General features: G+C 55.0%; 15 protein-coding genes. 4 read left to right on the forward strand and 11 right to left on the reverse strand.

The window, feature by feature from the left end; genetic code table 11:
• The first annotated feature begins 62 nt into the window (after nucleotides 1-62).
• A complete protein-coding gene (gene malT, locus KCR01S_RS09970) occupies nucleotides 63-2768 on the forward strand; it encodes an HTH-type transcriptional regulator MalT (RefSeq protein ID WP_061282571.1) in 2706 nt (901 codons plus the stop codon).
• A gap of 226 nt (nucleotides 2769-2994) precedes the next feature.
• The gene (locus KCR01S_RS09975; protein WP_061282572.1) at nucleotides 2995-4362 is read left to right on the forward strand and encodes a glycoside-pentoside-hexuronide (GPH):cation symporter; all 1368 of its coding nucleotides are present in this window, start codon (nucleotides 2995-2997) and stop codon (nucleotides 4360-4362) included.
• 71 nt (nucleotides 4363-4433) lie between these two features.
• On the opposite strand, the gene KCR01S_RS09980 is transcribed toward KCR01S_RS09975, so the two are convergent.
• From KCR01S_RS09980 to glpE, 3 genes are all read right to left on the reverse strand, one after another.
• Nucleotides 4434-5192, reverse strand: a complete 759-nt coding sequence (locus KCR01S_RS09980) for a DeoR/GlpR family transcriptional regulator (RefSeq protein ID WP_052282846.1) — start codon at nucleotides 5190-5192, stop codon at nucleotides 4434-4436.
• 17 nt (nucleotides 5193-5209) lie between these two features.
• On the reverse strand, nucleotides 5210-6040 hold the full coding sequence (glpG, locus tag KCR01S_RS09985) for a rhomboid family intramembrane serine protease GlpG (protein ID WP_061282573.1): 831 nt from the start codon (nucleotides 6038-6040) through the stop codon (nucleotides 5210-5212).
• Between the two features lie 126 nt (nucleotides 6041-6166).
• Complete coding sequence (glpE, locus tag KCR01S_RS09990; RefSeq protein WP_061282574.1) at nucleotides 6167-6496, reverse strand: thiosulfate sulfurtransferase GlpE; 330 nt, start codon at nucleotides 6494-6496, stop codon at nucleotides 6167-6169.
• A 201-nt stretch (nucleotides 6497-6697) separates the two neighbouring features.
• Between glpE and glpD the strand changes: the two genes are divergently transcribed.
• Nucleotides 6698-8206 (forward strand): glycerol-3-phosphate dehydrogenase, encoded by a 1509-nt coding sequence (gene glpD / locus KCR01S_RS09995; RefSeq protein ID WP_061282653.1) that lies wholly within the window; start codon nucleotides 6698-6700, stop codon nucleotides 8204-8206.
• Between the two features lie 49 nt (nucleotides 8207-8255).
• Here the strand turns inward: glpD and glgP are convergent, their stop codons facing one another.
• From glgP to asd, 6 genes are all read right to left on the reverse strand, one after another.
• Nucleotides 8256-10703: a glycogen phosphorylase gene (glgP, locus tag KCR01S_RS10000; protein WP_061282575.1), complete on the reverse strand. Its 2448-nt coding sequence runs from the start codon at nucleotides 10701-10703 to the stop codon at nucleotides 8256-8258.
• A gap of 17 nt (nucleotides 10704-10720) precedes the next feature.
• Nucleotides 10721-12154: a glycogen synthase GlgA gene (glgA, locus tag KCR01S_RS10005; protein ID WP_061282576.1), complete on the reverse strand. Its 1434-nt coding sequence runs from the start codon at nucleotides 12152-12154 to the stop codon at nucleotides 10721-10723.
• Nucleotides 12154-13449 (reverse strand): glucose-1-phosphate adenylyltransferase, encoded by a 1296-nt coding sequence (gene glgC, locus KCR01S_RS10010; RefSeq protein ID WP_061282577.1) that lies wholly within the window; start codon nucleotides 13447-13449, stop codon nucleotides 12154-12156. Before glgC ends, glgA begins: the two co-directional genes overlap by 1 nt.
• Before the next feature lie 79 nt (nucleotides 13450-13528).
• Nucleotides 13529-15505 (reverse strand): glycogen debranching protein GlgX, encoded by a 1977-nt coding sequence (gene glgX, locus KCR01S_RS10015; protein WP_061282578.1) that lies wholly within the window; start codon nucleotides 15503-15505, stop codon nucleotides 13529-13531.
• Nucleotides 15506-15507: 2 nt separating this feature from the next.
• Nucleotides 15508-17694 (reverse strand): 1,4-alpha-glucan branching enzyme, encoded by a 2187-nt coding sequence (glgB, locus tag KCR01S_RS10020; RefSeq protein ID WP_061282579.1) that lies wholly within the window; start codon nucleotides 17692-17694, stop codon nucleotides 15508-15510.
• 251 nt (nucleotides 17695-17945) lie between these two features.
• The gene (gene asd / locus KCR01S_RS10025) at nucleotides 17946-19052 is read right to left on the reverse strand and encodes an aspartate-semialdehyde dehydrogenase (protein WP_061282580.1); all 1107 of its coding nucleotides are present in this window, start codon (nucleotides 19050-19052) and stop codon (nucleotides 17946-17948) included.
• Between the two features lie 234 nt (nucleotides 19053-19286).
• Between asd and KCR01S_RS10030 the strand changes: the two genes are divergently transcribed.
• Nucleotides 19287-19880 carry a YhgN family NAAT transporter gene (locus tag KCR01S_RS10030; RefSeq protein WP_052282856.1) on the forward strand — a complete coding sequence of 198 codons (594 nt, stop codon included), beginning with the start codon at nucleotides 19287-19289 and terminating at the stop codon, nucleotides 19878-19880.
• Between the two features lie 91 nt (nucleotides 19881-19971).
• On the opposite strand, the gene gntU is transcribed toward KCR01S_RS10030, so the two are convergent.
• Both gntU and gntK read right to left on the reverse strand, forming a co-directional pair.
• Nucleotides 19972-21312 carry a gluconate transporter gene (gene gntU, locus KCR01S_RS10035; RefSeq protein WP_052282857.1) on the reverse strand — a complete coding sequence of 447 codons (1341 nt, stop codon included), beginning with the start codon at nucleotides 21310-21312 and terminating at the stop codon, nucleotides 19972-19974.
• Entirely contained in the window at nucleotides 21309-21842 is a 534-nt protein-coding gene (gntK, locus tag KCR01S_RS10040) for a gluconokinase (RefSeq protein WP_061282581.1), read from the reverse strand. Before gntK ends, gntU begins: the two co-directional genes overlap by 4 nt.
• Between the last annotated feature and the right edge of the window lie 34 nt (nucleotides 21843-21876).

A 21876-nucleotide genomic window follows, 5' to 3' on the forward strand; every position in this document is an offset into this window, starting at 1 on the left:
GGATTAATTACGAAGCGCAAAAAAAATCTCGTTTTCCAATCCTCACAGTGAAGTGATTAGCTATGTTGATTCCGTCAAAACTAAGTCGACCAGTCCGTCTCGAACACACGGTGATTCGTGAGCGGTTATTAGCGAAACTTTCAGGCGCGAACAATTATCGTCTGGCGCTGATAACCAGTCCGGCTGGCTATGGAAAGACTACGCTCGTGTCACAATGGGCGGCAGGGATGAGCGATCTCGGTTGGTATTCGCTTGATGAAGGCGATAACCAGCAGGAGCGATTTGCCAGCTACCTGATCGCCGCGATTCAGCAGGCGACAGGGGGTCATTGCGAGGCCAGCGAGAACATGGTGCAAAAGCGCCAATACGCTAGCCTGAGCTCCCTTTTCTCTCAGCTTTTCATTGAACTCAGCGAATGGCAGCGTCCGCTCTATTTGGTCATTGATGACTACCACCTGATCACCAACCCGGTGATCCACGATGCCATGCGCTTTTTCCTACGGCATCAGCCGGAAAACCTCACATTGGTCGTCCTGTCGCGTAACCTACCGCAGTTGGGCATTGCCAACCTGCGCGTGCGCGATCAATTGCTGGAAGTAGGGAGCCAACAGCTCTCCTTCACGCATGCCGAAACCAAACAATTTTTTGACTGCCGCTTAGCCTCGCCGATTGAAGTGGCGGAGAGCAGCCGTCTGTGCGACGACGTCGCCGGCTGGGCGACCGCGCTGCAGCTGATTGCGCTATCTGCCCGTCAACGCAACAACGCCACTCAACACTCTGCTCGCCGTCTGGCGGGTATTAACGCCAGCCATCTGTCCGATTATCTGGTGGATGAAGTCCTCGATAATGTCGATCGGGAGACGCGTAACTTCCTGTTGAAAAGCTCACTGCTGCGTTCGATGAATGATTCGCTCATCGCCCGCGTGACCGGTGAAGAAAACGGCCAGATGCGTCTCGAAGAAATCGAGCGTCAGGGGCTATTTTTACAACGTATGGATAACTCCGGTGAATGGTTTAACTACCATCCGCTGTTTTGCAGTTTCCTGCGCCAGCGCTGCCAGTGGGAACTGGCGGCCGAACTCCCTGAAATTCACCGCTCAGCTGCCGAAAGCTGGATGGCGCAAGGTTTCCCAAGCGAAGCCATTCATCACGCGCTGGCGGCGGGTGACCCGAAAATGCTGCGCGATATCTTGCTTAACCACGCCTGGGGATTGTTCCATCATAGCGAACTGGCGCTGCTCGAAGAGTCGCTCTCCGCACTGCCATGGGAAAGCCTACTGGAGAATCCGCGTCTGGTGCTGCTACAGGCCTGGCTGATGCAAAGCCAGCATCGCTACAGCGAAGTGAATACCCTGCTGGCCCGCGCCGAGCAGGAGATGACCTCCGAAATGGATGCCTCGCTGCACGGTGATTTCAACGCCCTGCGCGCCCAGGTTGCGATTAACGATGGCGATCAGGATGAAGCGGAGCGCCTTTCCACCGTCGCGTTGGAAGAGCTACCGCTGGCCAATTTCTACAGCCGCATCGTCGCCACGTCGGTACATGGCGAAGTGCTGCACTGCAAAGGGTTGCTGAGCCAATCTATCGCCGTCATGCAGCAAACGGAACAGATGGCACGTCGCCACGATATCTGGCACTACGCGCTGTGGAGCCTTATCCAGCAGAGCGAAATTCTGTTCGCGCAGGGCTTCCTGCAGGCCGCATGGGAGTGTCAGGAGAAAGGTTTCCAGCTTATCCGCGAGCAGCATCTCGAACAGCTACCAATGCATGAGTTCCTGCTGCGCATTCGTTCACAGCTACTGTGGGCATGGGCGCGTCTCGATGAGGCTGAAGCCGCGGCCCGCACCGGTATTGAAGTGCTCAGCGGTTTCCAGCCACAGCAGCAGCTTCAGTGTCTGACCTTACAGGTTCAGTGTTCGCTGGCGCGTGGCGATCTGGATAACGCCCGTAATCACCTCAATCGTCTGGAGAATTTGCTGGGCAACGGTGCTTATCACAGCGACTGGGTCTCTAACGCCGATAAAGTCCGGGTCATTTACTGGCAAATGGTTGGCGACAAAAAATCCGCCGCGAACTGGCTACGCCACACGCCGAAGCCGGAATTTGCCAACAACCACTTCCTGCAGGGCCAGTGGCGTAACATCGCCCGCGTACAGATTTTACTGGGTGAATTTGACTCCGCGGAAATGGTGCTCGAAGAGCTGAACGAAAACGCCCGTTCACTGCGCCTGATGAGCGATCTCAACCGTAACCTGCTGCTGCTTAACCAACTGCACTGGCAGTCGGGTAACAAGAATGAAGCCCAGCGCGTGCTGCTGGAAGCGCTGCAGCTAGCAAACCGCACCGGGTTTATCAGCCACTTTGTGATTGAAGGTGAAGCGATGGCGCAGCAGCTGCGTCAGCTCATCCAGTTAAATACGCTGCCGGAGCTGGATCAGCACCGCGCCCAGCGCATTCTGCGTGAGATTAACCAGCATCACCGCCACAAATTTGCCCACTTTGATGAAAGCTTCGTCGAGCGCCTGCTCAACCACCCGGAAGTGCCAGAGCTTATCCGTACCAGCCCGCTCACTCAGCGCGAATGGCAGGTGCTGGGGCTTATCTATTCCGGTTATAGCAATGAGCAAATTGCCGGCGAGCTGGATGTGGCGGCAACCACCATCAAAACGCATATTCGTAACCTGTATCAGAAACTCGGAGTGGCGCATCGTCAGGATGCCGTACTGCATGCGCAGAACCTGCTGAAGATGATGGGTTACGGGGTCTAATCGCCACAGCGTTCGTCCTCATATCAGGCCTGTTTGCCCTAAGCGACAGGCCTGATAAGCCCCTCCCCCCTTTTATTCCCCCCCTGCCGATGAATGACAAAGAGATAGCTGCGTCACAATAGAGAATTAACATAACCACAAAGTGAAAAATTAGAATACTCAGGTTCACCGCCACCTTTTATAAATGATGTCGTATGTTGGCACGTAATAATAAAAAGGTGACCCTATGTCGGCATTAACCGGAAAAATCAGTAATAAAGAGAAGTTTGGTTTTGGTTTGGGCGATGCCGCAAGCCACATCGTATTTGATTCTTCAGTTGCTATTCTTGCTTATTTTTATACGAATATTTATGGCTTACCCCCGGCGGTTATGGGGACATTATTTTTAGTCGTCAGGGTATTGGATGCTATTACCGATCCGATTATGGGAGCCATCGCCGATCAGACCAAAAGCCGCTGGGGTCGTTTCCGCCCATGGTTATTAATTATCTGTGTTCCGTTTGCCGTCAGCTGTGTGCTGGTATATTCCACACCAAACTTCGAACAAACAGGAAAAATTGTTTACGCTGTTGTTGCCTATATATTTATGACCCTAATGTATACGGCAATTAATATTCCTTACTGCTCGTTGGGTGCCGCAATTACCGCTGACCCGAAAGAAAATCTGTCCCTGCAATCCTGGCGTTTTGCCGTTGCGCCGATTGGCGGAGCGATGGGTACCGCGCTGATTCTGCCATTGGCCGACCTCATCGCACCGGGTGATAGAGCAACCGGCATGCAGTGGGCCATGGGCATTTTCGGGGCCATCGGCTGTATTATGTTCTTGATTTGCTTTATGACCACCCGCGAACGTATTACGCCGGTAAAAGAAGAGAATCTGAACATTTTACGCGATGTGCGTATCTTGATGAAAAACGATCAGTGGCGCGTGCTGTCGATATATAACCTGGCCATGCTCTGCGGCGTCGTGGTGCGCGGCAGCCTGTTGGTCTATTTTGTTCAATATATTCTTCAGCAGGGCAGCAGTATTATTTCGCTGTTTATGCTGGCGACCACCGTTGCCGCCGTCGTGGGGAGCCTGATGGCTAAACAGGTGGGGTCATGGATGTGTAAAATCCGCGCCTCGGTGTGGGTGAATATCCTCAGCGCATTATTTGGCTTAGCATTCCTGATACTGCCGTCAGATTATTGGATCCCCGCATTTATCGTTCACATCATTCTCAATATCCTGCAGGGGATTAACGCACCGCTGCAATGGTCAATGATCACCGATGCCAATAACTATGGCGAGTGGAAAACCCAGCGCCGTATAACCGGTATGAACGTGGCGGCCAACATTTTCATTATCAAACTGGGCGTGGCTATCGGTGGCGCGCTGACCGGTTGGGGGCTCGCGTTTTACGGCTATCAGGCCGGCGTTGAACAGCAATCAGCGGAAGCTATTCGCGGGGTGTTAATCCTGTTTACGGTCCTGCCGGCTATCTTCTACCTGATTACTGCCATCTCAATCCGCTACTATCGCCTGACCGAAGACCGCATGAACGCTATCGTCTCCGATCTCAGCGAAGGGAAATTCCAGCAGCAGATGTCATAAAACCAGCACGGCCTCTCCGGGAGGCCGCGTCTAACGGCAATAAAAAGGGCGCTGCATTCAGCGCCCTTTTCTTAGCACAGCTCCAGCTGTACCTCATTTTCGGCGATCACCTGCATCACCCCTGGCGGCGGCAGCACGTCGGTATACACTGCATCGACCATGCTGATGCTGCCCATATTCACCATGGCGTTACGACCAAACTTAGAATGGTCGACCACCAGAATCACGTGGCGGGAGTTGTCGATAATGGCGCGCTTGGTACGCACCTCATGGTAATCAAACTCCAGCAGCGAACCGTCGCTATCGATACCGCTGATCCCCAGGATGCCGTAGTCGAGACGGAACTGAGAAATGAAATCCAGCGTCGCCTCGCCAATGATACCGCCATCCCGGCTGCGAAGTTCTCCACCCGCCAGAATAATGCGAAAATCCTCTTTCACCATCAACGTGTTGGCGACATTCAGATTGTTAGTCACGATCCGCAGATCGCTGTGGTTCAACAGGGCATGCGCCACGGCTTCCGGCGTGGTGCCAATGTCGATAAACAGCGCGGAGCCGTTGGGGATCTGGCTGGCGACCTTGTGCGCAATGCGCTCTTTCTCCGCCGTTTGCGTCGCTTTACGGTCATGCCACGGCGTATTCACCGAACTTGATGGCAGCGCGGCACCGCCGTGGTGGCGCAGAATTTTTTTCTGGTCAGCAAGATCGTTCAAATCACGGCGAATCGTCTGCGGACTGACGGAAAAGTGCTCCACCAGCTCTTCCGTGCTGACGTAACCCTGTAGTTTTACCAGCTCGATTATCGCGTCATGACGTTGTGTTTGTTTCATGATAAATCCCTGGAAAATTATGCTCGTTTTCGCACATTCTGCGTATCGACGAAGGCCATTGCCAGCCCAATCACCAGCCCGGTGATGTGCGCGCCGTTCGCAATCGACATCCCAAATACATTAAACCATCCGGCCACCAGCCAAATCAGCGAGAACATCATCAGCCCACGCGGCAGGAAAATACCGCTTTGTGGATCACGTTCACCGCGCAGCCAGGCATAACCCATCAGGGCATAAACCACGCCAGAAAGACCGCCAAACCATGGGCCGCTAAACTGGTGCTGCATAAAACCGCTCAGCAGCGCGCTGATGAGCGTAATTACCACCAGCTTACCGCTACCGATACGCTTTTCTATCGCACCGCCAAGGTACCACCACCATAGCAGGTTAAAGAGGATATGAATGAAGGAGAAATGCATTAAAGCATGGGTAAAGTAGCGCCAGGCTTCAAATTTCAGCGAATCATCGTACGGCCACGCCAGCATCAGCATGACAGGCTGATCGCCCACCACGCTCATCAGAATAAACACCAGTATGCAGGCCACCATGATGCTCATGGTCACCGGGCCCGCCCCGGCTTTCAGCGTCTCCAGGAAGGGGAAACGGCGGTAGTGCAATCCACTGTTGGTTTGCCCGGACTGCCAGCTCGCCGCCAGATAGCGTGGGTCGGCAGGATTGGCGAGAAATTGCTCCAGTTCAGCCCGGACGCGGGCCTCCTGCGAGGCATCGGAAAGCCAGACATCGCTACGCTCATGCTGCTGGATAGTCAGAATAACGCCCTGCGTCGCCATATAGTCTACAAAGGCCTGAGCCACGCGAGGGTTGGTAAAAGAGGTGATCATCAACATACAGCAGGTCGCTTCTATTCCACACAAAAGAGGACAGTATATACCCAAACCCTGACGGATAGGTTGCAACGCGACACTATCACCGCCTATTAACAGGCGGTGTAAGGGCTAAATGGCGCTACGGCGTTAAATTACCGTGTGTTCAACCTCTGCCGGGAAGTGGCGATGCCAGGCATCAAAGCCGCCGTCCACGCTGTACACCTGATCGTAACCCTGCTGAAGCAGATACTGAGCCGCACCTTTACTGCTGTTACCGTGATAGCACATCACCATGACCGGTGTTTCAAAGTCGTTATCGCGCATAAACGCGCCCAGCGTGTCGTTCGTCAGATGAAACGCGCCCGGCGTATGGCCTACGGCATAGCTCTGTGGGTCACGAATATCCACCAGCACAGCCGCTTTCTGCTGCAGCTTCTGGTGCGCCTGTTCTACGTTAATACATTCAAACTGATCCATGGTGCTCTCTTATCATTGTGGCAGGTGTCTTGCTGACGACATTTTACCGCCAAGTGTACGTCGTCACGCCACGTAAACGCCAATATGTTATGCACATCACTCTAAAATGTTTTTTCTATGTTACCAAAAGCGCGTTTACTTGCTATTATGAGCGATATCGAACATTAATGAGCTATAACGAAAGTCCTTGAGGTAGCAATGATGGAAACCAAAGATCTGATTGTGATAGGCGGCGGCATCAACGGCGCAGGCATTGCGGCAGACGCCGCTGGGCGTGGTTTATCCGTACTGATGCTGGAGGCCAGAGATCTGGCGTGCGCTACATCCAGCGCCAGTTCAAAGCTTATCCACGGCGGTCTTCGCTACCTTGAACACTATGAATTCCGCCTGGTCAGCGAAGCGCTGGCCGAGCGCGAAGTGCTGCTGAAAATGGCCCCACACATCGCGATTCCGATGCGTTTTCGTCTGCCGCACCGCCCGCACCTGCGTCCAGCCTGGATGATTCGCACGGGCCTGTTTATGTACGATCATCTGGGTAAACGCACCAGCCTGCCGGCCTCCACCGGTGTGCGTTTTGGCACAGAATCGGTCCTGAAGCCTGAAATCGTGCGCGGTTTCGAATATTCCGACTGCTGGGTAGACGATGCCCGTCTGGTGTTAGCCAATGCGCAAATGGTGGTACAGAAAGGCGGTGAAGTCCGTACCCGTACGCGCGCCATCTCCGCCAAACGCGAAAATGGCCTGTGGATTGTGGAGGCGGAAGATATCGACAGCGGAGAACGCTTCCGCTGGCAGGCTCGCGGTTTGGTCAACGCCACCGGTCCGTGGGTGAAACAGTTCTTTGATGATGGCATGCAGCTCCCGTCACCGTATGGTATCCGCCTGATCAAGGGCAGCCATATCGTGGTGCCTCGGGTTCACACCCAGAAGCAGGCCTATATTCTGCAAAACGAAGATAAGCGTATCGTGTTTGTGATCCCGTGGATGGACGAGTTCTCCATCATCGGCACCACCGACGTCGAATACCAGGGCGATCCGAAGAACGTGGAGATCGACGAAAGCGAGATTAACTACCTGCTGAAGGTCTACAACGGCCACTTTAAAAAACAGCTCGCCCGCGAAGATATCGTCTGGACGTACTCCGGCGTGCGACCGCTGTGCGACGATGAATCCGACTCACCACAGGCCATCACCCGCGACTACACGCTGGACATTCATGATGACCACGGCAAAGCGCCGCTGCTGTCGGTATTCGGTGGCAAACTCACCACCTACCGTAAGCTGGCAGAACACGCGCTGGAAAAACTGGCACCGTACTACCACGGTATCGGACCTGCGTGGACCAAGGGTGCCGTCCTTCCCGGCGGTGAGATTGGCGGCGATCGCGATGATTACGCCGCGAAGCTACGCCGCCGCTACCCGTTTATCACCGAATCACTGGCCCGTCATTATGCCCGCACTTACGGCAACAACAGCGAGCTGATTATTGGCGATGCGCGTGATATTGGCGGGCTAGGGGAGGATTTTGGTCATGAATTTTATGAAGCAGAGCTGCGTTACCTGGTACAACACGAATGGGTGCGCCGTTTGGACGATGCCATCTGGCGTCGTACCAAGCAGGGCATGTGGCTGAATGCCGAACAGCAGTCGCGTATCAGCGAATGGCTGGTGAAAACGCTGGGAAAGCCTGAGCTCTCGCTGGCGTCTTAATGACGTAAGACAATGATAAAAAAACGGGGCCTGATGGCCCCGTTGCTGTTTACAGCTTAACCGGCTCAATATGCCAGATGTTCTCGGCATACTCCTGAATCGTACGGTCAGAAGAGAAGTAACCCATGTTCGCAATGTTGTGCATCGCTTTGGTGGTCCACTGCTCAGGCTCGCGGTACAGTTCATCCACCTTGTCCTGACAGTCCACATAGCTGCGGAAGTCGGCCAGTACCTGGTAGTGGTCGCCAAAGTTGATCAGCGAATCCACCAGATCACGGTAGCGTCCGGGATCGTTCGGGCTAAATACGCCGGTGGCGATCTGCGTGAGTACCTGGCGCAGTTCAGCATCCTGCTCGTAGTAATCTCGCGGGCTGTAACCCTTACTGCGCAGCGCTTCCACTTCCTCTGCGGTATTACCGAAGATAAAGAAGTTATCCGCCCCAACATGTTCTTGCATCTCAACGTTGGCACCGTCCAGCGTACCAATCGTTAACGCCCCATTGAGCGCAAACTTCATGTTACTGGTCCCGGAAGCCTCGGTCCCCGCCAGCGAGATCTGCTCAGACAGATCCGCCGCCGGAATGATCATCTGCGCCAGGCTCACGCTGTAGTTCGGGATAAACACCACTTTTAGCTTGTCGCCAATCTGCGGATCGTTGTTGATCACATCCGCCACGTCGTTGATCAGGTGGATAATATGCTTCGCCATGTAGTAGGCCGAAGCGGCCTTCCCGGCGAAGATATTGACCCTTGGCACCCAGCCCGCGCTTGGATCGGCCTTGATGCGGTTGTAGCGCGCAATCACGTGCAGCACGTTCATCAACTGGCGTTTGTACTCGTGGATACGCTTGATTTGCACATCGAACAACGCCGTCGGGTTCACCACGACATTCAAATTCTGGGCAATAAAGGCGGCAAGGCGCTTTTTGTTTTCCAGCTTGGCGTGGTGCACCGCCTGGTTCACCTTCGGATAATCAATATGCTGTTCCAGCTCGCTGAGTTGGCTGAGGTCGGAACGCCAGGTCTGGCCAATATTTTCATCCAGCACGCTGGAGAGCGCAGGATTCGCCAGCGCCAGCCAGCGACGTGGGGTCACGCCGTTGGTCACGTTGGTGAAGCGCATTGGGAAGATAGCGGCAAAATCAGCAAACAGCGACTGCACCATCAGATTCGAGTGCAGCTCGGAAACACCGTTGACCTTCTTACTCACCACCACGGCCAGCCACGCCATACGCACGCGACGGCCGTTTGACTCATCGATGATAGAAGTGCGGCTCAGCAGACCCGTGTCATTCGGGTACTGTTCCTGCAGCGTCTTCAGGAAGTAGTCATTAATCTCGAAGATAATCTGCAGATGGCGCGGCAGAATTTTACCCAGCATATCCACCGGCCAGGTTTCCAGCGCTTCGCTCATCAAGGTGTGGTTGGTATAAGAGAAGACCTGGCAAGCCACCGAGAATGCCTCATCCCAGCTGAATTTATGCTCATCGATCAGCAGACGCATCAGCTCTGGAATGGACAGCACCGGATGGGTGTCATTCAGGTGGATGGCAATTTTGTCCGCCAGGTTGGCATAGGTTTTATGCAACATGTAGTGGCGACTTAAAATATCCTGTACCGTCGCCGACACCAGGAAATACTCCTGGCGCAGGCGCAGTTCGCGCCCGGAATAGGTCGAGTCATCCGGATAAAGAACCCGCGACACGTTTTCCGAGTGGTTTTTATCTTCTACCGCGGCGAAGTAGTCACCCTGGTTAAATTTACCGAGGTTGATTTCGCTACTGGCTTGGGCATTCCACAAGCGCAGCGTATTGGTGGCATCGGTATCATATCCAGGGATAATTTGGTCGTAAGCAACCGCGAGGATCTCTTCCGTCTCCAGCCAGCGGCTGGTTTTCCCTTCCATTTGCACGCGTCCGCCAAAACGCACTTTGTAACGGGTATTGTGACGCGGGAACTCCCACGGGTTACCGTACTCCAGCCAGTAGTCCGGGGACTCTTTTTGTCGCCCATCGACGATATTCTGTTTAAACATGCCGTAGTCATAGCGGATACCGTAACCACGGCCCGGCAGCGCCAGGGTAGCCAGAGAGTCAAGGAAGCAGGCCGCCAGACGCCCTAAGCCGCCATTCCCCAGCCCGGGGTCATTCTCTTCATCAATCAGCTCTTCCAGATCTAATCCCATCTCCTCCAGCGCGTCTTTAACATCTTCGTAAAGCCCTAAAGATAACAGCGCATTGGAGAGCGTGCGGCCAATCAAAAACTCCATCGACAGGTAGTAGACCTGTCGTGTTTCCTGAGAAAGCTGGGCGCGGTTAGAGCGCAGCCAGCGCTCAACCAGACGGTCACGCACGGCAAACAGCGTGGCGTTCAGCCATTCGTGTTTGTTGGCGATCGCCGGGTCTTTCCCAATGATAAACATCAGCTTATAGGCAATAGAATGCTTAAGTGCCTCAACGCTGAGGGTCGGTGATGCATACGAAAAAGGTGCATTCATAACTAAGATCCCCGTAGTTAGATCAGGCGTTGATAAAGCTCGCGATAAGAGTGCGCAGCAACCTGCCAGCTAAAATCCATGTTCATCGCCTGGCGCTGAACGTAGCGCCAGAGCGAAGGACGAGACCATAATACGAAAGCACGACGAATGGCTCGCAGCAGCGACCAGGCGTTGCTGTCTTCGAAAACGAAACCGCTGGCAATACCATCGGCGAGGTTTTCCAGCGAGCTATCCGCAACGGTATCTGCAAGGCCACCGGTACGGCGGACCAGCGGCAGCGTGCCGTATTTCAAGCCATACAGCTGCGTTAAGCCGCAAGGTTCAAAGCGGCTCGGCACCAGGATAACGTCGGCGCCCCCGATAATGCGGTGCGAGAACGCTTCGTGATAACCAATTTGTACGCCCACCTGCCCCGGATGTTCGGCGGCGGCGGCGAGGAAACCTTGCTGTAAAACCGGATCGCCGGCCCCTAACAGCGCCAACTGGCCCCCCTGCTCAAGCAGCCCAGGCAGCGCTTCCAGCACCAAATCGAGACCTTTCTGACTGGTCAGGCGGCTGACCACGGCAAACAGCGGCGCGGTGTCACTCACTTTCAGCCCCATCGCTACCTGCAGTTGGCGTTTGTTCTCCGCCTTCTTCTCTAGCGTATCGCGACTGTAGCTGGCTGGCAGCAGCAGATCCTTTTCCGGACTCCAGACATTATCATCCACGCCGTTTAAGATCCCCGACAGGCGACCTTCCCGATGGCGCTGGCGCAGTAGCCCTTCCATCCCGTAGGCAAACTGCGGTTCGGTAATTTCACGGGCATAGGTCGGGCTAACCGCCGTAATGTGGTCAGCGTAATAAAGGCCGGCCTTCAGGAACGAAATTTGTCCATGGAATTCCACCCCGTGCATATTGAAAAACTCGGCCGGGAGTTGGATTTCATCCATATGGTGGCCGTAAAACAGCCCCTGATACGCCAGATTATGTACGGTAAAGACCGACTTCGCCGGGCGGCCGCGGGCCGCCAGGTACGCTGGCGCCAGACCCGCGTGCCAGTCATGAGCGTGCACCACATCCGGACGCCAGAACGGATCTAATCCACAGGCCATTTCGCTGCCCACCCAGCCCAACAGCGCAAAACGCTTCACGTTGTCGGGATAAGCATTCTGGTTAGTGTCGTGATACGGGCTCCCTGGGCGATCGTAGAGATGCGGCGCATCAATCAGATAAATGCCGACCCCGTTGTAATGGCCGAACAACAGCGTAATGCGCCCGGCGAAGGTTTCACGGCGAGCGACCACTTTGGCATCCGGGATCCCGCGACGAATATCGGGGAACGCCGGTAGCAGTACGCGAGCATCGGTGCCATCAGCAATTTGTGCCGCCGGCAGCGCGCCAATCACATCCGCAAGTCCACCCGTTTTCAATAACGGGAACATCTCAGAACAAACGTGTAAAACCTGCATCATCGCTCCTGTTTGTACCCCAGCTGCCGCAGCATCTCGCGCGTGACCAGCACGATCCCTTCTTCTGAACGGTGGAAGCGACGCGCATCTTCTTCCGCATCTTCACCGATCACCATACCTTCCGGGATCACGCAGGCCCTGTCGATTACGCAGCGGCGCAGGCGCGAGGAACGTCCAACCCAGACGTCTGGCAATAAGACTGCCGAATCAATATTACAAAATGAATTCACGCGCACGTGGGGGAACAGCACTGACTGCACCACCACCGAGCCTGAAATAATACAGCCGCCGGATACCAGCGAGTTCAGCGTCATCCCATGGCTGCCGGAACGGTCCTGAACAAATTTCGCCGGAGGCAAAGACTCCATATGCGTACGGATAGGCCAGTGCTGGTCGTACATATCCAGCTCAGGCGTGACGGACGCGAGATCGAGGTTCGCTTTCCAGTAGGCTTCCAGCGTCCCCACATCACGCCAGTAAGGTTCGGCATGGGGATCGGACTGCACGCAGGACAGCGGGAAAGGATGTGCATAAGCCGCGCCAGCTTTGGTAATTTTAGGAATTAAATCTTTGCCGAAATCGTGGCTGGAATTTTCATCGCTGTCATCCTGCTCCAGCAGCTCATAAAGATAATCAGCATCAAAGACATAGATCCCCATACTGGCGAGGGACTTGGTCGGGTCACCCGGCATCGCCGGAGGATTTGCCGGTTTTTCCACGAAGTCGATAATCTTTTCGTTCTCATCGACCGCCATCACGCCAAACGCCGGTGCCTCTTCAATGGGCACGGGAATGCACGCCACGGTGCAGCGCGCGCCTTTTTCGACATGGTCGATAAGCATGCGCGAGTAATCTTGTTTGTAGATATGGTCACCGGCCAGGATAACCACATATTCCGCTTTATAGCGGCGGATAATATCGAGGTTCTGCGTCACCGCATCGGCAGTGCCGCGATACCAGTTTTCGCCATGCATTCGCTGCTGAGCCGGCAGCAGATCGACGAATTCATTCATCTCTTCGCTGAACAAAGACCAGCCGCGCTGGATGTGCTGTACGAGCGTATGTGATTGATATTGGGTAATAACGCCGATACGACGGATCCCGGAATTCAGACAGTTTGATAGCGCAAAATCGATAATGCGGAATTTGCCGCCAAAGTGGACCGCCGGTTTTGCCCGTTTATTGGTGAGATCCTTCAGTCGTGTGCCGCGTCCGCCTGCCAGAATCAGGGCGACGGATTTGATAGGCAACTGGCGAGCCAGCATTAAGGGATCGTTTTTTTCTAGCCTAACCATGATTAACTCCTTTTGTTGCTCGTCCTTCCGGGTAATAAGGTTTCCCAGCGCTACCGCCGGGTTCCGGGTAATTCAGAGACTATGACCTTTGAAATACGCACACTCCGTGCGCGGGCCCATGCCAGACATCCATGATCGCCGGGTTAGCATCCCCGGCGAAGGGGGAAACGGCGCGCCATTCCCCCACGGGTAACGTTAGACTTGCCACGTCTTGTGTTGCATTTATCGTCATCAGCCATTGATGAGAAAGCAGAACCTGCATCTGATGCACACCATGCTGCCACTCATCTGCACTGAGCGGCTGTCCATCCCGGTTGAGCCACTGAACGTTGCCGTCGCCATCCTGCCACCAACAGTCGTCGGTTAAAGCCGGGATCTGCTGTCGCAGGTGAATTAAGGCTGCGGTAAAGTCCGTCAGCACATCATCCGCATTTTCCCAATCAAGCCAGGTCAAGGCATTGTCCTGGCAGTAGGCATTGTTATTCCCCTGCTGGCTGTGGCCATGCTCATCACCGGCCAACAGCATTGGCGTTCCCTGCGATAGCAGCATCGTGGCCAGCAGCGCCTGAACGCTTGCCTGCCGACGTGCCAGCACCTCAGGAGACGCATCTAATCCTTCTATACCATGATTATTGCTATGGTTATTGCTCGTCCCGTCGCGGTTTTCTTCACCATTCGCGTCATTGTGCTTGTGGTTGAAACTGACGCAATCACGCAGCGTAAAACCATCATGCGCAGTCAGCAGATTGATAGCTGCACTCGGGCGTCGCTCCTGGCGCTGAAAAACATCGCTTGAGGCAGCAAAGCGTTGGGCAAAATCGCCCAGTGAAAGCGACTCCTCAAGCCAGAATCGGCGCACCGCATCGCGAAAATGATCATTCCACTCGCTAAACGGCGGAGGGAAATTCCCCACCTGATAGCCGCCGTCACCAATATCCCACGGCTCCGCAATCAGCTTTACCTGCGAGAGCACCGGATCGTCATGAATCGCGTTAAACAACGGCGCATCCTGGCGATAGCCCGGCGTCCGGCCCATCACCGACGCTAAATCAAAGCGAAAACCATCAACATGGCACACGTCTACCCAAAACCGCAGGCACTGACGGGCATACTCCACAACGCCCGGGTGGCTGAGGTTCAGCGTGTTGCCGCAGCCGGTCCAGTTGTGATAATCGCCATCCTCTCTTAACCAATAATAGCTACGGTTATCGATCCCCCGCAGCGAGAACGTCTGACAGTGAAGATCCAGCTCAGCGCTGTGGTTTAACACCACGTCGAGGATCACCTCGATTCCGGCCTTATGCAGCGCTTTCACCGCGTCGCGAAACTCATCCAGCGCCCGTTCTGGCTGGCAGGCGTAACGCGGCGCTAGCGCAAACATGGCCAGCGGGTTGTAGCCCCAGTAGTTTTTTAGCCCCATCTGCTGCAGGCGCGGCTCGTTGGCAAAATGCGCCACCGGCAGCAGTTCGAGCGCGCTAATGCCCAACCGCTTGAGATAGTCAATCATCAGCGGATGACTCAGCGCCTTATAGGTGCCGCGAATCGCTTCCGGTAATCCCGGATGGCGATAGGTCAGCCCTTTCACGTGCGCTTCGTAGATAACGGTTTTGCCCCACGGCGTACGCGGTGCCGCGTCGTCCTGCCAGTCATAGTTCAGATCAACGACCACGGATTTCGGCGCAATCTCCGCGGTATCCCGTTCATCCGGCGTATCGTAGCCGTCATGAAAACGCGGATCGTCGATAGGGTCGCCTTCTGCGCGAAAGCAGCACGGATCGAGCAGCAGCTTTGCCGGGTTGAAGCGGTAACCCTGCTGCGGATCCCACGGGCCATGTACCCGATAACCGTAGCGCAAACCAGGACGCGCTTGCGCTAAATAGCCGTGCCAGACATCGCCGCTGCGCGCGGGCAGGTCATAGCGCGATTCATTGCCCTGCGCGTCAAATACGCAGAGTTCCACCCGCTGCGCATGGGCTGAAAAGAGCGTGAAGTTCACGCCCTCGCCATCAAAACTGGCGCCTAGCGGCGCGGGTTGCCCTGCTGCGAGCTGGCCCATGATCAATCCCCTTCCCGCACCAACCAGAGAGTCGACAGCGGCGGCAGCGTCAAACTCAGCGACTGCGCGCGCCCGTGGCTTTCGATCATATCGCTGCGCACTTCACCGCCGTTTCCGGCGTTGCTGCCGTGATAGTGGCCTGAGTCGCTGTTTAGCACTTCACGCCAGCGGCCCGGCTGATTGATACCAAAGCGATAACCGTAACGTGGAACCGGCGTAAAGTTGCTGACCACGATGATTTCGTTACCGTCTCTGTCGCGACGGACAAACGCAAACACCGAACGTTCATGATCGTCGACCACCAGCCACTCAAAGCCGTACGGGTCGAAGTCCAGCTCGTGCATGGCCTTATGGTGGCGATAGGTATGGTTGAGGTCGCGCACCAGACGCTGAACCCCGTTATGCCAGTTATCACCGCCCTCCAGCAGATGCCAGTCGAGGCTGCCGTCAAAGTTCCACTCGCGGCCCTGAGCAAACTCATCGCCCATAAACAGCAGCTTCTTGCCCGGGAAAGCGAACATCCAGCCGTAGTAGGCGCGCAGGTTGGCAAATTTCTGCCACGCATCGCCCGGCATACGATCCAAAATCGATTTTTTACCGTGAACCACTTCGTCATGCGACAGCGGCAACACGAAATTCTCCGTGTAGTTGTACAGCATGCCAAAGGTCATTTTGTCGTGATGGTACTGACGGTGAACCGGGTCGAGCTTCATGTAATCGAGGGTGTCGTGCATCCAGCCCAGGTTCCATTTAAACCAAAAGCCCAGGCCGCCCATATCCGCGGGACGCGACACGCCGGCAAAGTCCGTTGACTCTTCCGCCATCGTCACCGCACCGGGTACCTGTTCGCCCAGCACGCGGTTGGTATTGCGCAGGAATTCGATGGCCTCAAGGTTTTCGCGGCCGCCAAATTCATTTGGGATCCACTCCCCGTCCTTACGAGAGTAGTCGCGGTAAATCATCGATGCCACTGCATCCACGCGCAGCGCATCAATGCCAAAACGTTCCACCCAGTACAGGGCGTTACCGACCAGGAAATTGCTCACTTCGCGGCGACCGTAGTTATAGATCAGGGTATTCCAGTCCTGATGGTAGCCTTCGCGCGGGTCGCTGTGCTCATAGAGGTTGGTGCCGTCAAATTCTGCCAGCGCAAAATCATCCGAGGGGAAATGCCCTGGAACCCAGTCAAGAATGACGCTGAGCCCGGCGGCGTGCGCAGCATTAATGAAATAGCGGAAGTCTTCGCGGGTGCCGAAGCGGCGGGTTGGCGCATACAGTCCAGTAGGCTGATAGCCCCAGCTACCATCGAAGGGGTGTTCGTTAACCGGCAGCAGCTCCAGATGGGTAAAGCCCATCCATTTGGCGTACGGAACCAGTTCATCAGCCAGTTCGCGATAGCTCAGCCAGAAATTGTTGTCGGTGTGGCGACGCCATGAGCCCAGGTGCACTTCGTAGATAGAGATCGCCGCATCAAGCTGATTGGCTTTTTTCCGCGCGTCGCTTTGTTCAACTTTCGGCGGTAGGCCGCAGATCAGCGAGGCGGTGTCCGGACGCATTTGCGCTTCAAAGGCATACGGGTCGGCCTTCACGCGCAGCGTACCATTGGCGTCGATCATCTCGAATTTATACAACTGCCCGTTGTGCGCTCCGGGAATAAACAACTCCCAGATCCCCGTCTCCCGACGCAGGCGCATCGGATGGCGACGCCCATCCCAGTAGTTAAACTGCCCGACCACGGAAACGCGGCGCGCATTAGGTGCCCAGACGGCAAAGCGGGTTCCGGTGACGCCATCCATGGTATCCGCATGTGCGCCCAGGGTTTCATATGGACGTAAATGGGTCCCCTCAGACAGCAGCCACGCATCCATTTCCTGGAGCAACGGACCAAAGCTATAGGGATCGTCAATCAGGTTCTGCTGGCCATGCCAAACGACAGCCAACTGATAACGAAAGAAATTTTTACGGCGCGGCAGAATACCGCAAAAGAAACCGCGTGCGTCTACGCACTCCAGTTGGCCAACTTTACGCCCGGTTTTAGGTTCAATAACCCAAACTTCGGTCGCGTCGGGCAACAGTGCCCGGACTTCCAGTCCCGACTCCGTTCGGTGCATCCCTAATACAGAAAATGGATCCGCAAAATGGCCTGCAATCAGCGCGTTAATCACGTCTCTATCAATACGATCGGACATGTTTCATCATCCTTTGTTTTTGTGTCGCCTCAATCCAATGTAAATGGCGACATTTGTGACCCGAACGGTGCAGCACAAAAAAGAGTGCTTTCTCGGCTCCATTCAACCTTCAGTCAAGGTGATAGACCTTGATTAAAGCATAGCCAACGCTTTACCTGACTCCTGATAGAAAATTAAACATATCTGCGTTTACTCCTTGTATTACGCAAAAAAAAGGGGTGATTCACCACCCCTCATCAATGAACAAATGTTTACGCCAACTGACGCAGCATGCGGCGCAGCGGCTCGGCGGCGCCCCACAGAAGCTGGTCGCCGACGGTGAAAGCAGAAAGATACTCCGGCCCCATGTTCAGCTTACGCAGACGCCCAACTGGCGTGGTCAGCGTACCGGTCACCGCTGCAGGCGTTAATTCACGCATGGTGATTTCACGATCGTTTGGAATCACTTTCGCCCACGGGTTATGCGCCGCCAGTAATTCCTCCACAGAATTTATGGAAATATCTTTTTTCAATTTCAGGGTGAATGCCTGGCTATGGCAACGCAGTGCGCCAACGCGCACGCACAGGCCATCAACCGGGATAACCGAGGAGGTAGCGAGAATTTTGTTGGTCTCAGCCTGACCTTTCCACTCTTCACGGCTCTGGCCGTTGTCGAGCTGCTTGTCGATCCACGGAATCAGGCTGCCCGCCAGCGGAACGCCAAAGTTATCTACCGCCAGATCGCCGCTACGGGTCAGGGTAGTCACTTTACGTTCGATCTCGAGGATGGCGGATGCCGGGTCTGCCAGTTCGCTGGCAACGTGGTGATGCAGTTGCCCCATCTGGGTCAGCAGTTCACGCATATGGCGCGCACCGCCGCCGGAAGCTGCCTGATAAGTAGCGACGGACGCCCACTCAACCAGATCATTGGCGAACAGGCCGCCCAGTGACATCAGCATCAGGCTGACGGTGCAGTTGCCGCCAACAAAGGTTTTCACGCCGTTGTTCAGACCATCGGTGATCACCTGCTGGTTGACCGGGTCGAGGATGATGATGGCGTCGTCTTTCATGCGCAGCGAAGAGGCTGCGTCAATCCAGTAGCCCTGCCAGCCGCTTTCACGAAGCTTCGGATAGATTTCGTTGGTATAATCTCCGCCCTGACAGGTGACGATAATGTCGAGCGCCTTCAGCGCTTCAAGATCGAAAGCATCCTGAAGCGTACCTCCAGTGCTGCCGCCAAACGTTGGCGCAGCTTGACCTAACTGAGAGGTAGAGAAGAAGACCGGGCGAATGGCGTCAAAATCGCGCTCTTCCACCATGCGTTGCATGAGTACAGAGCCGACCATCCCGCGCCAGCCGATAAAACCAACATTTTTCATAGCGTATTTTCCTGCAGATATGTGTGCTGTTTATGCTTGCCAGTCCCACTGGCCATCCCATCACATTACAAAAAGCAGCTAAAGTCGCAAGTGAAATTAATCAATGATTGCGCAGCAATCAGAAATGCAACTTATTCCCCCGACCCTGGGGGCCACATTTACCCTCGTCAGAATCCATGGCAAGGGTGATGCGTAGAGCAGAAAGTCCTTAACGATTATCAGGGAATTTGAGTCATGAGTGAAATCTTTTCCGCCGCTGTTTTATTGATCCTGATTATGGATCCATTGGGAAACCTGCCCATTTTTATGTCGGTGCTAAAACACACGGAACCCAAGCGCCGCAAGGCGATCATGATACGTGAGCTTTTAATCGCACTGCTGATAATGCTTATTTTCTTGTTCGCCGGTGAGAAAATTCTCGCCTTCCTGAACCTAAGCGCAGAGACCGTTTCTATCTCCGGCGGGATTATTTTGTTCCTGATTGCCATAAAAATGATATTTCCAAGCGCCGAGGGTGGCAGCAACGGTCTACCGGCCGGCGAAGAACCTTTTATTGTGCCGTTGGCAATTCCCCTGGTTGCCGGCCCGTCGCTGTTGGCGACGCTAATGCTGCTTTCGCATCAGTATCCCAATAACCTGTCGCATCTGGTGATTGCGCTGCTCATTGCCTGGGGCGGTACGGTCGTCATTCTGCTGCAATCGTCTCTATTCCTGCGCCTGCTGGGCGAGAAAGGCGTGAATGCCTTAGAGCGTCTGATGGGGTTGATTCTGGTGATGATGGCCACCCAGATGTTCCTGGACGGTATTCGGGCGTGGATGAAAGGGTAGTCGTAGAAACAATTCGCCCGGGCGTCACTGACGTGAGCCCGGGCGAAGATTTAGCGAACCCAGCGGCACGGCGCCGGGTTGAGTGCAAGCATTAGCTCAGCAGCGTAAAGGCCACCATACCAACAATCGCCCCCACGGTACCGAGGATGGTTTCCATCATGGTCCAGGTTTTCAGCGTTTGTGCTTCGGTTGCACCGGTAAATTTACCGAACAGCCAGAAGCCGGCGTCATTCACGTGGCTCACCACGATAGAGCCCCCGCCGATACAGATAGACAATGCTGCCAGCTGCGCGCCGTTGTAATGCAGCTGTTCAATGACAGGCATCACCAGGCCAACCGCGGTTAAACACGCCACCGTAGCGGAACCCTGAATAATACGTACCGCCGCGGCCAGGATGAAGCAGGTCAGCGCGATAGGCAGGCCCATCCCGGTTAACGCTTCGCCCAACGCCGGGCCAACGCCGGAGTCCACCAGCACCTGTTTGAACACACCACCGGCACCGATAACCAGCAGGATAATCCCCGCAGGCTGCAGCGCGTGGCCGCAAATCTCCATCACTTTATCTTTCGCCATGCCCTGACGGAATGCCAGGCCATAAATGGCAACCAGACAGGCAACCAGAATAGCCGTGAACGGATGGCCGATAAATTCAAACCACTGATAAACTTCAGAACCTTCCGGCACAAAGCGTGCAGCAACGGTTTTCAAACCCACCAGCACCAGCGGCAGCAGGATCAGCGCGAGGCTGAAACCGAAGGAGGGCATTTTGCCTTCACCCAGGTGCGGCTCGGTAACGTCTTCTGGAATGTTCAGTTCAACGTAACGGCTGATGAAGTTGCCCCACAGCGGGCCGGCAATCAGCATCCCTGGGATCGCAGCGCACAGGCCAATCAGGATCATCCAGCCAAAGTCCGCGTGCATCTGGGAGGCCAGTAGCATCGGCGCAGGGCCAGGGACCAGGAACGCAGCGGCAGCCGCCACGCCAGCAAACAGTGGGATCACCAGCTTAACCAGGTTGGTGCCGGTGTGACGCGCCATCGAGAACGCGACGCTAATCAGCAGCACGATAGCCACTTCGAAGAACAGCGGCAGCGCACAGATAAGGCCAGCCAGGCCAATCGCAAAGTGCGCACGGTTATGGCCGAATGACTTCAGCATCTTGACGGCAATCTGGTCGACCGCGCCGGTTTCATGCAGAATTTTGCCGAACATCGCGCCGAGCGCGACCACAATCGCCAGGAAGCCCAGCGTACCGCCCATGCCTTTCTCCATGGTGGCCGCGATTTTGGTCAGCGGCATACCGGAGAACAGACCTGCACCAATAGAAACCACCATCAAAGCCAGGAAGGCGTGCATACGCGCCTTCATGACTAAAAACAGCAGCAGTAAAACAGAACCGACTGCTGTTAAAACGAGCGTTAAAGTTGTCACGCGATACTGCCTTTGTTAATCAATTCAATTGTGCTGTCGATAACGCCTTCCAGCGGCTGATCGATATCAACCACCAGTACGTCGCGTTCTTCAGCGCCCGGCTCTTGCAGGGTTTCGAATTGGGTCACCAGCATCTGCGTTTTGAAGAAGTGGCCTTTACGCGCCTTCAGGCGGCTTTCAATCACTTCAAAATCACCTTTCATATAGATGAAAGACAGATTTGGATTACCTTCGCGCAGAATGTCGCGGTACGCTTTTTTCAGCGCGGAGCAGACAATCAGCGACACTTTGTTGGTTCGTTGCATCGCGAATGCAGCGTCGTTCAGCGCCTGCAGCCATGGTTTGCGATCGTCGTCGTTCAGCGGTTCGCCGGAGGACATTTTGACGATATTGCAGCGTGGATGCAGGAAGTCGCCGTCCAGAAACGCGGCGTTCAGGCGATGCGCGACTTCGCTGGCAACCGCAGATTTACCGCTGCCGGATACGCCCATCAGTACATAGACGTGGTGATCGTGGTTAGTCGTGCTCAAGGCGTCCTCCTGTTGGGCACTTGTGGAATTGTTA

Source organism: Kluyvera cryocrescens NBRC 102467, assembly GCF_001571285.1.
Lineage (GTDB): Bacteria > Pseudomonadota > Gammaproteobacteria > Enterobacterales > Enterobacteriaceae > Kluyvera > Kluyvera cryocrescens.

Bases quoted from the DNA above. Each gene is read 5' to 3' on its own strand.
- asd (WP_061282580.1), bottom strand. From the start codon at position 19,052: ATGAAAAATGTTGGTTTTATCGGCTGGCGCGGGATGGTCGGCTCTGTA.
- KCR01S_RS09975 (WP_061282572.1), top strand. From the start codon at position 2,995: ATGTCGGCATTAACCGGAAAAATCAGTAATAAAGAGAAGTTTGGTTTT.
- glgX (WP_061282578.1), bottom strand. From the start codon at position 15,505: ATGGGCCAGCTCGCAGCAGGGCAACCCGCGCCGCTAGGCGCCAGTTTT.
- glpD (WP_061282653.1), top strand. From the start codon at position 6,698: ATGGAAACCAAAGATCTGATTGTGATAGGCGGCGGCATCAACGGCGCA.
- glpG (WP_061282573.1), bottom strand. From the start codon at position 6,040: ATGTTGATGATCACCTCTTTTACCAACCCTCGCGTGGCTCAGGCCTTT.
- malT (WP_061282571.1), top strand. From the start codon at position 63: ATGTTGATTCCGTCAAAACTAAGTCGACCAGTCCGTCTCGAACACACG.
- glgP (WP_061282575.1), bottom strand. From the start codon at position 10,703: ATGAATGCACCTTTTTCGTATGCATCACCGACCCTCAGCGTTGAGGCA.
- glgC (WP_061282577.1), bottom strand. From the start codon at position 13,449: ATGGTTAGGCTAGAAAAAAACGATCCCTTAATGCTGGCTCGCCAGTTG.
- KCR01S_RS10030 (WP_052282856.1), top strand. From the start codon at position 19,287: ATGAGTGAAATCTTTTCCGCCGCTGTTTTATTGATCCTGATTATGGAT.
- KCR01S_RS09980 (WP_052282846.1), bottom strand. From the start codon at position 5,192: ATGAAACAAACACAACGTCATGACGCGATAATCGAGCTGGTAAAACTA.
- glgB (WP_061282579.1), bottom strand. From the start codon at position 17,694: ATGTCCGATCGTATTGATAGAGACGTGATTAACGCGCTGATTGCAGGC.
- glpE (WP_061282574.1), bottom strand. From the start codon at position 6,496: ATGGATCAGTTTGAATGTATTAACGTAGAACAGGCGCACCAGAAGCTG.
- glgA (WP_061282576.1), bottom strand. From the start codon at position 12,154: ATGCAGGTTTTACACGTTTGTTCTGAGATGTTCCCGTTATTGAAAACG.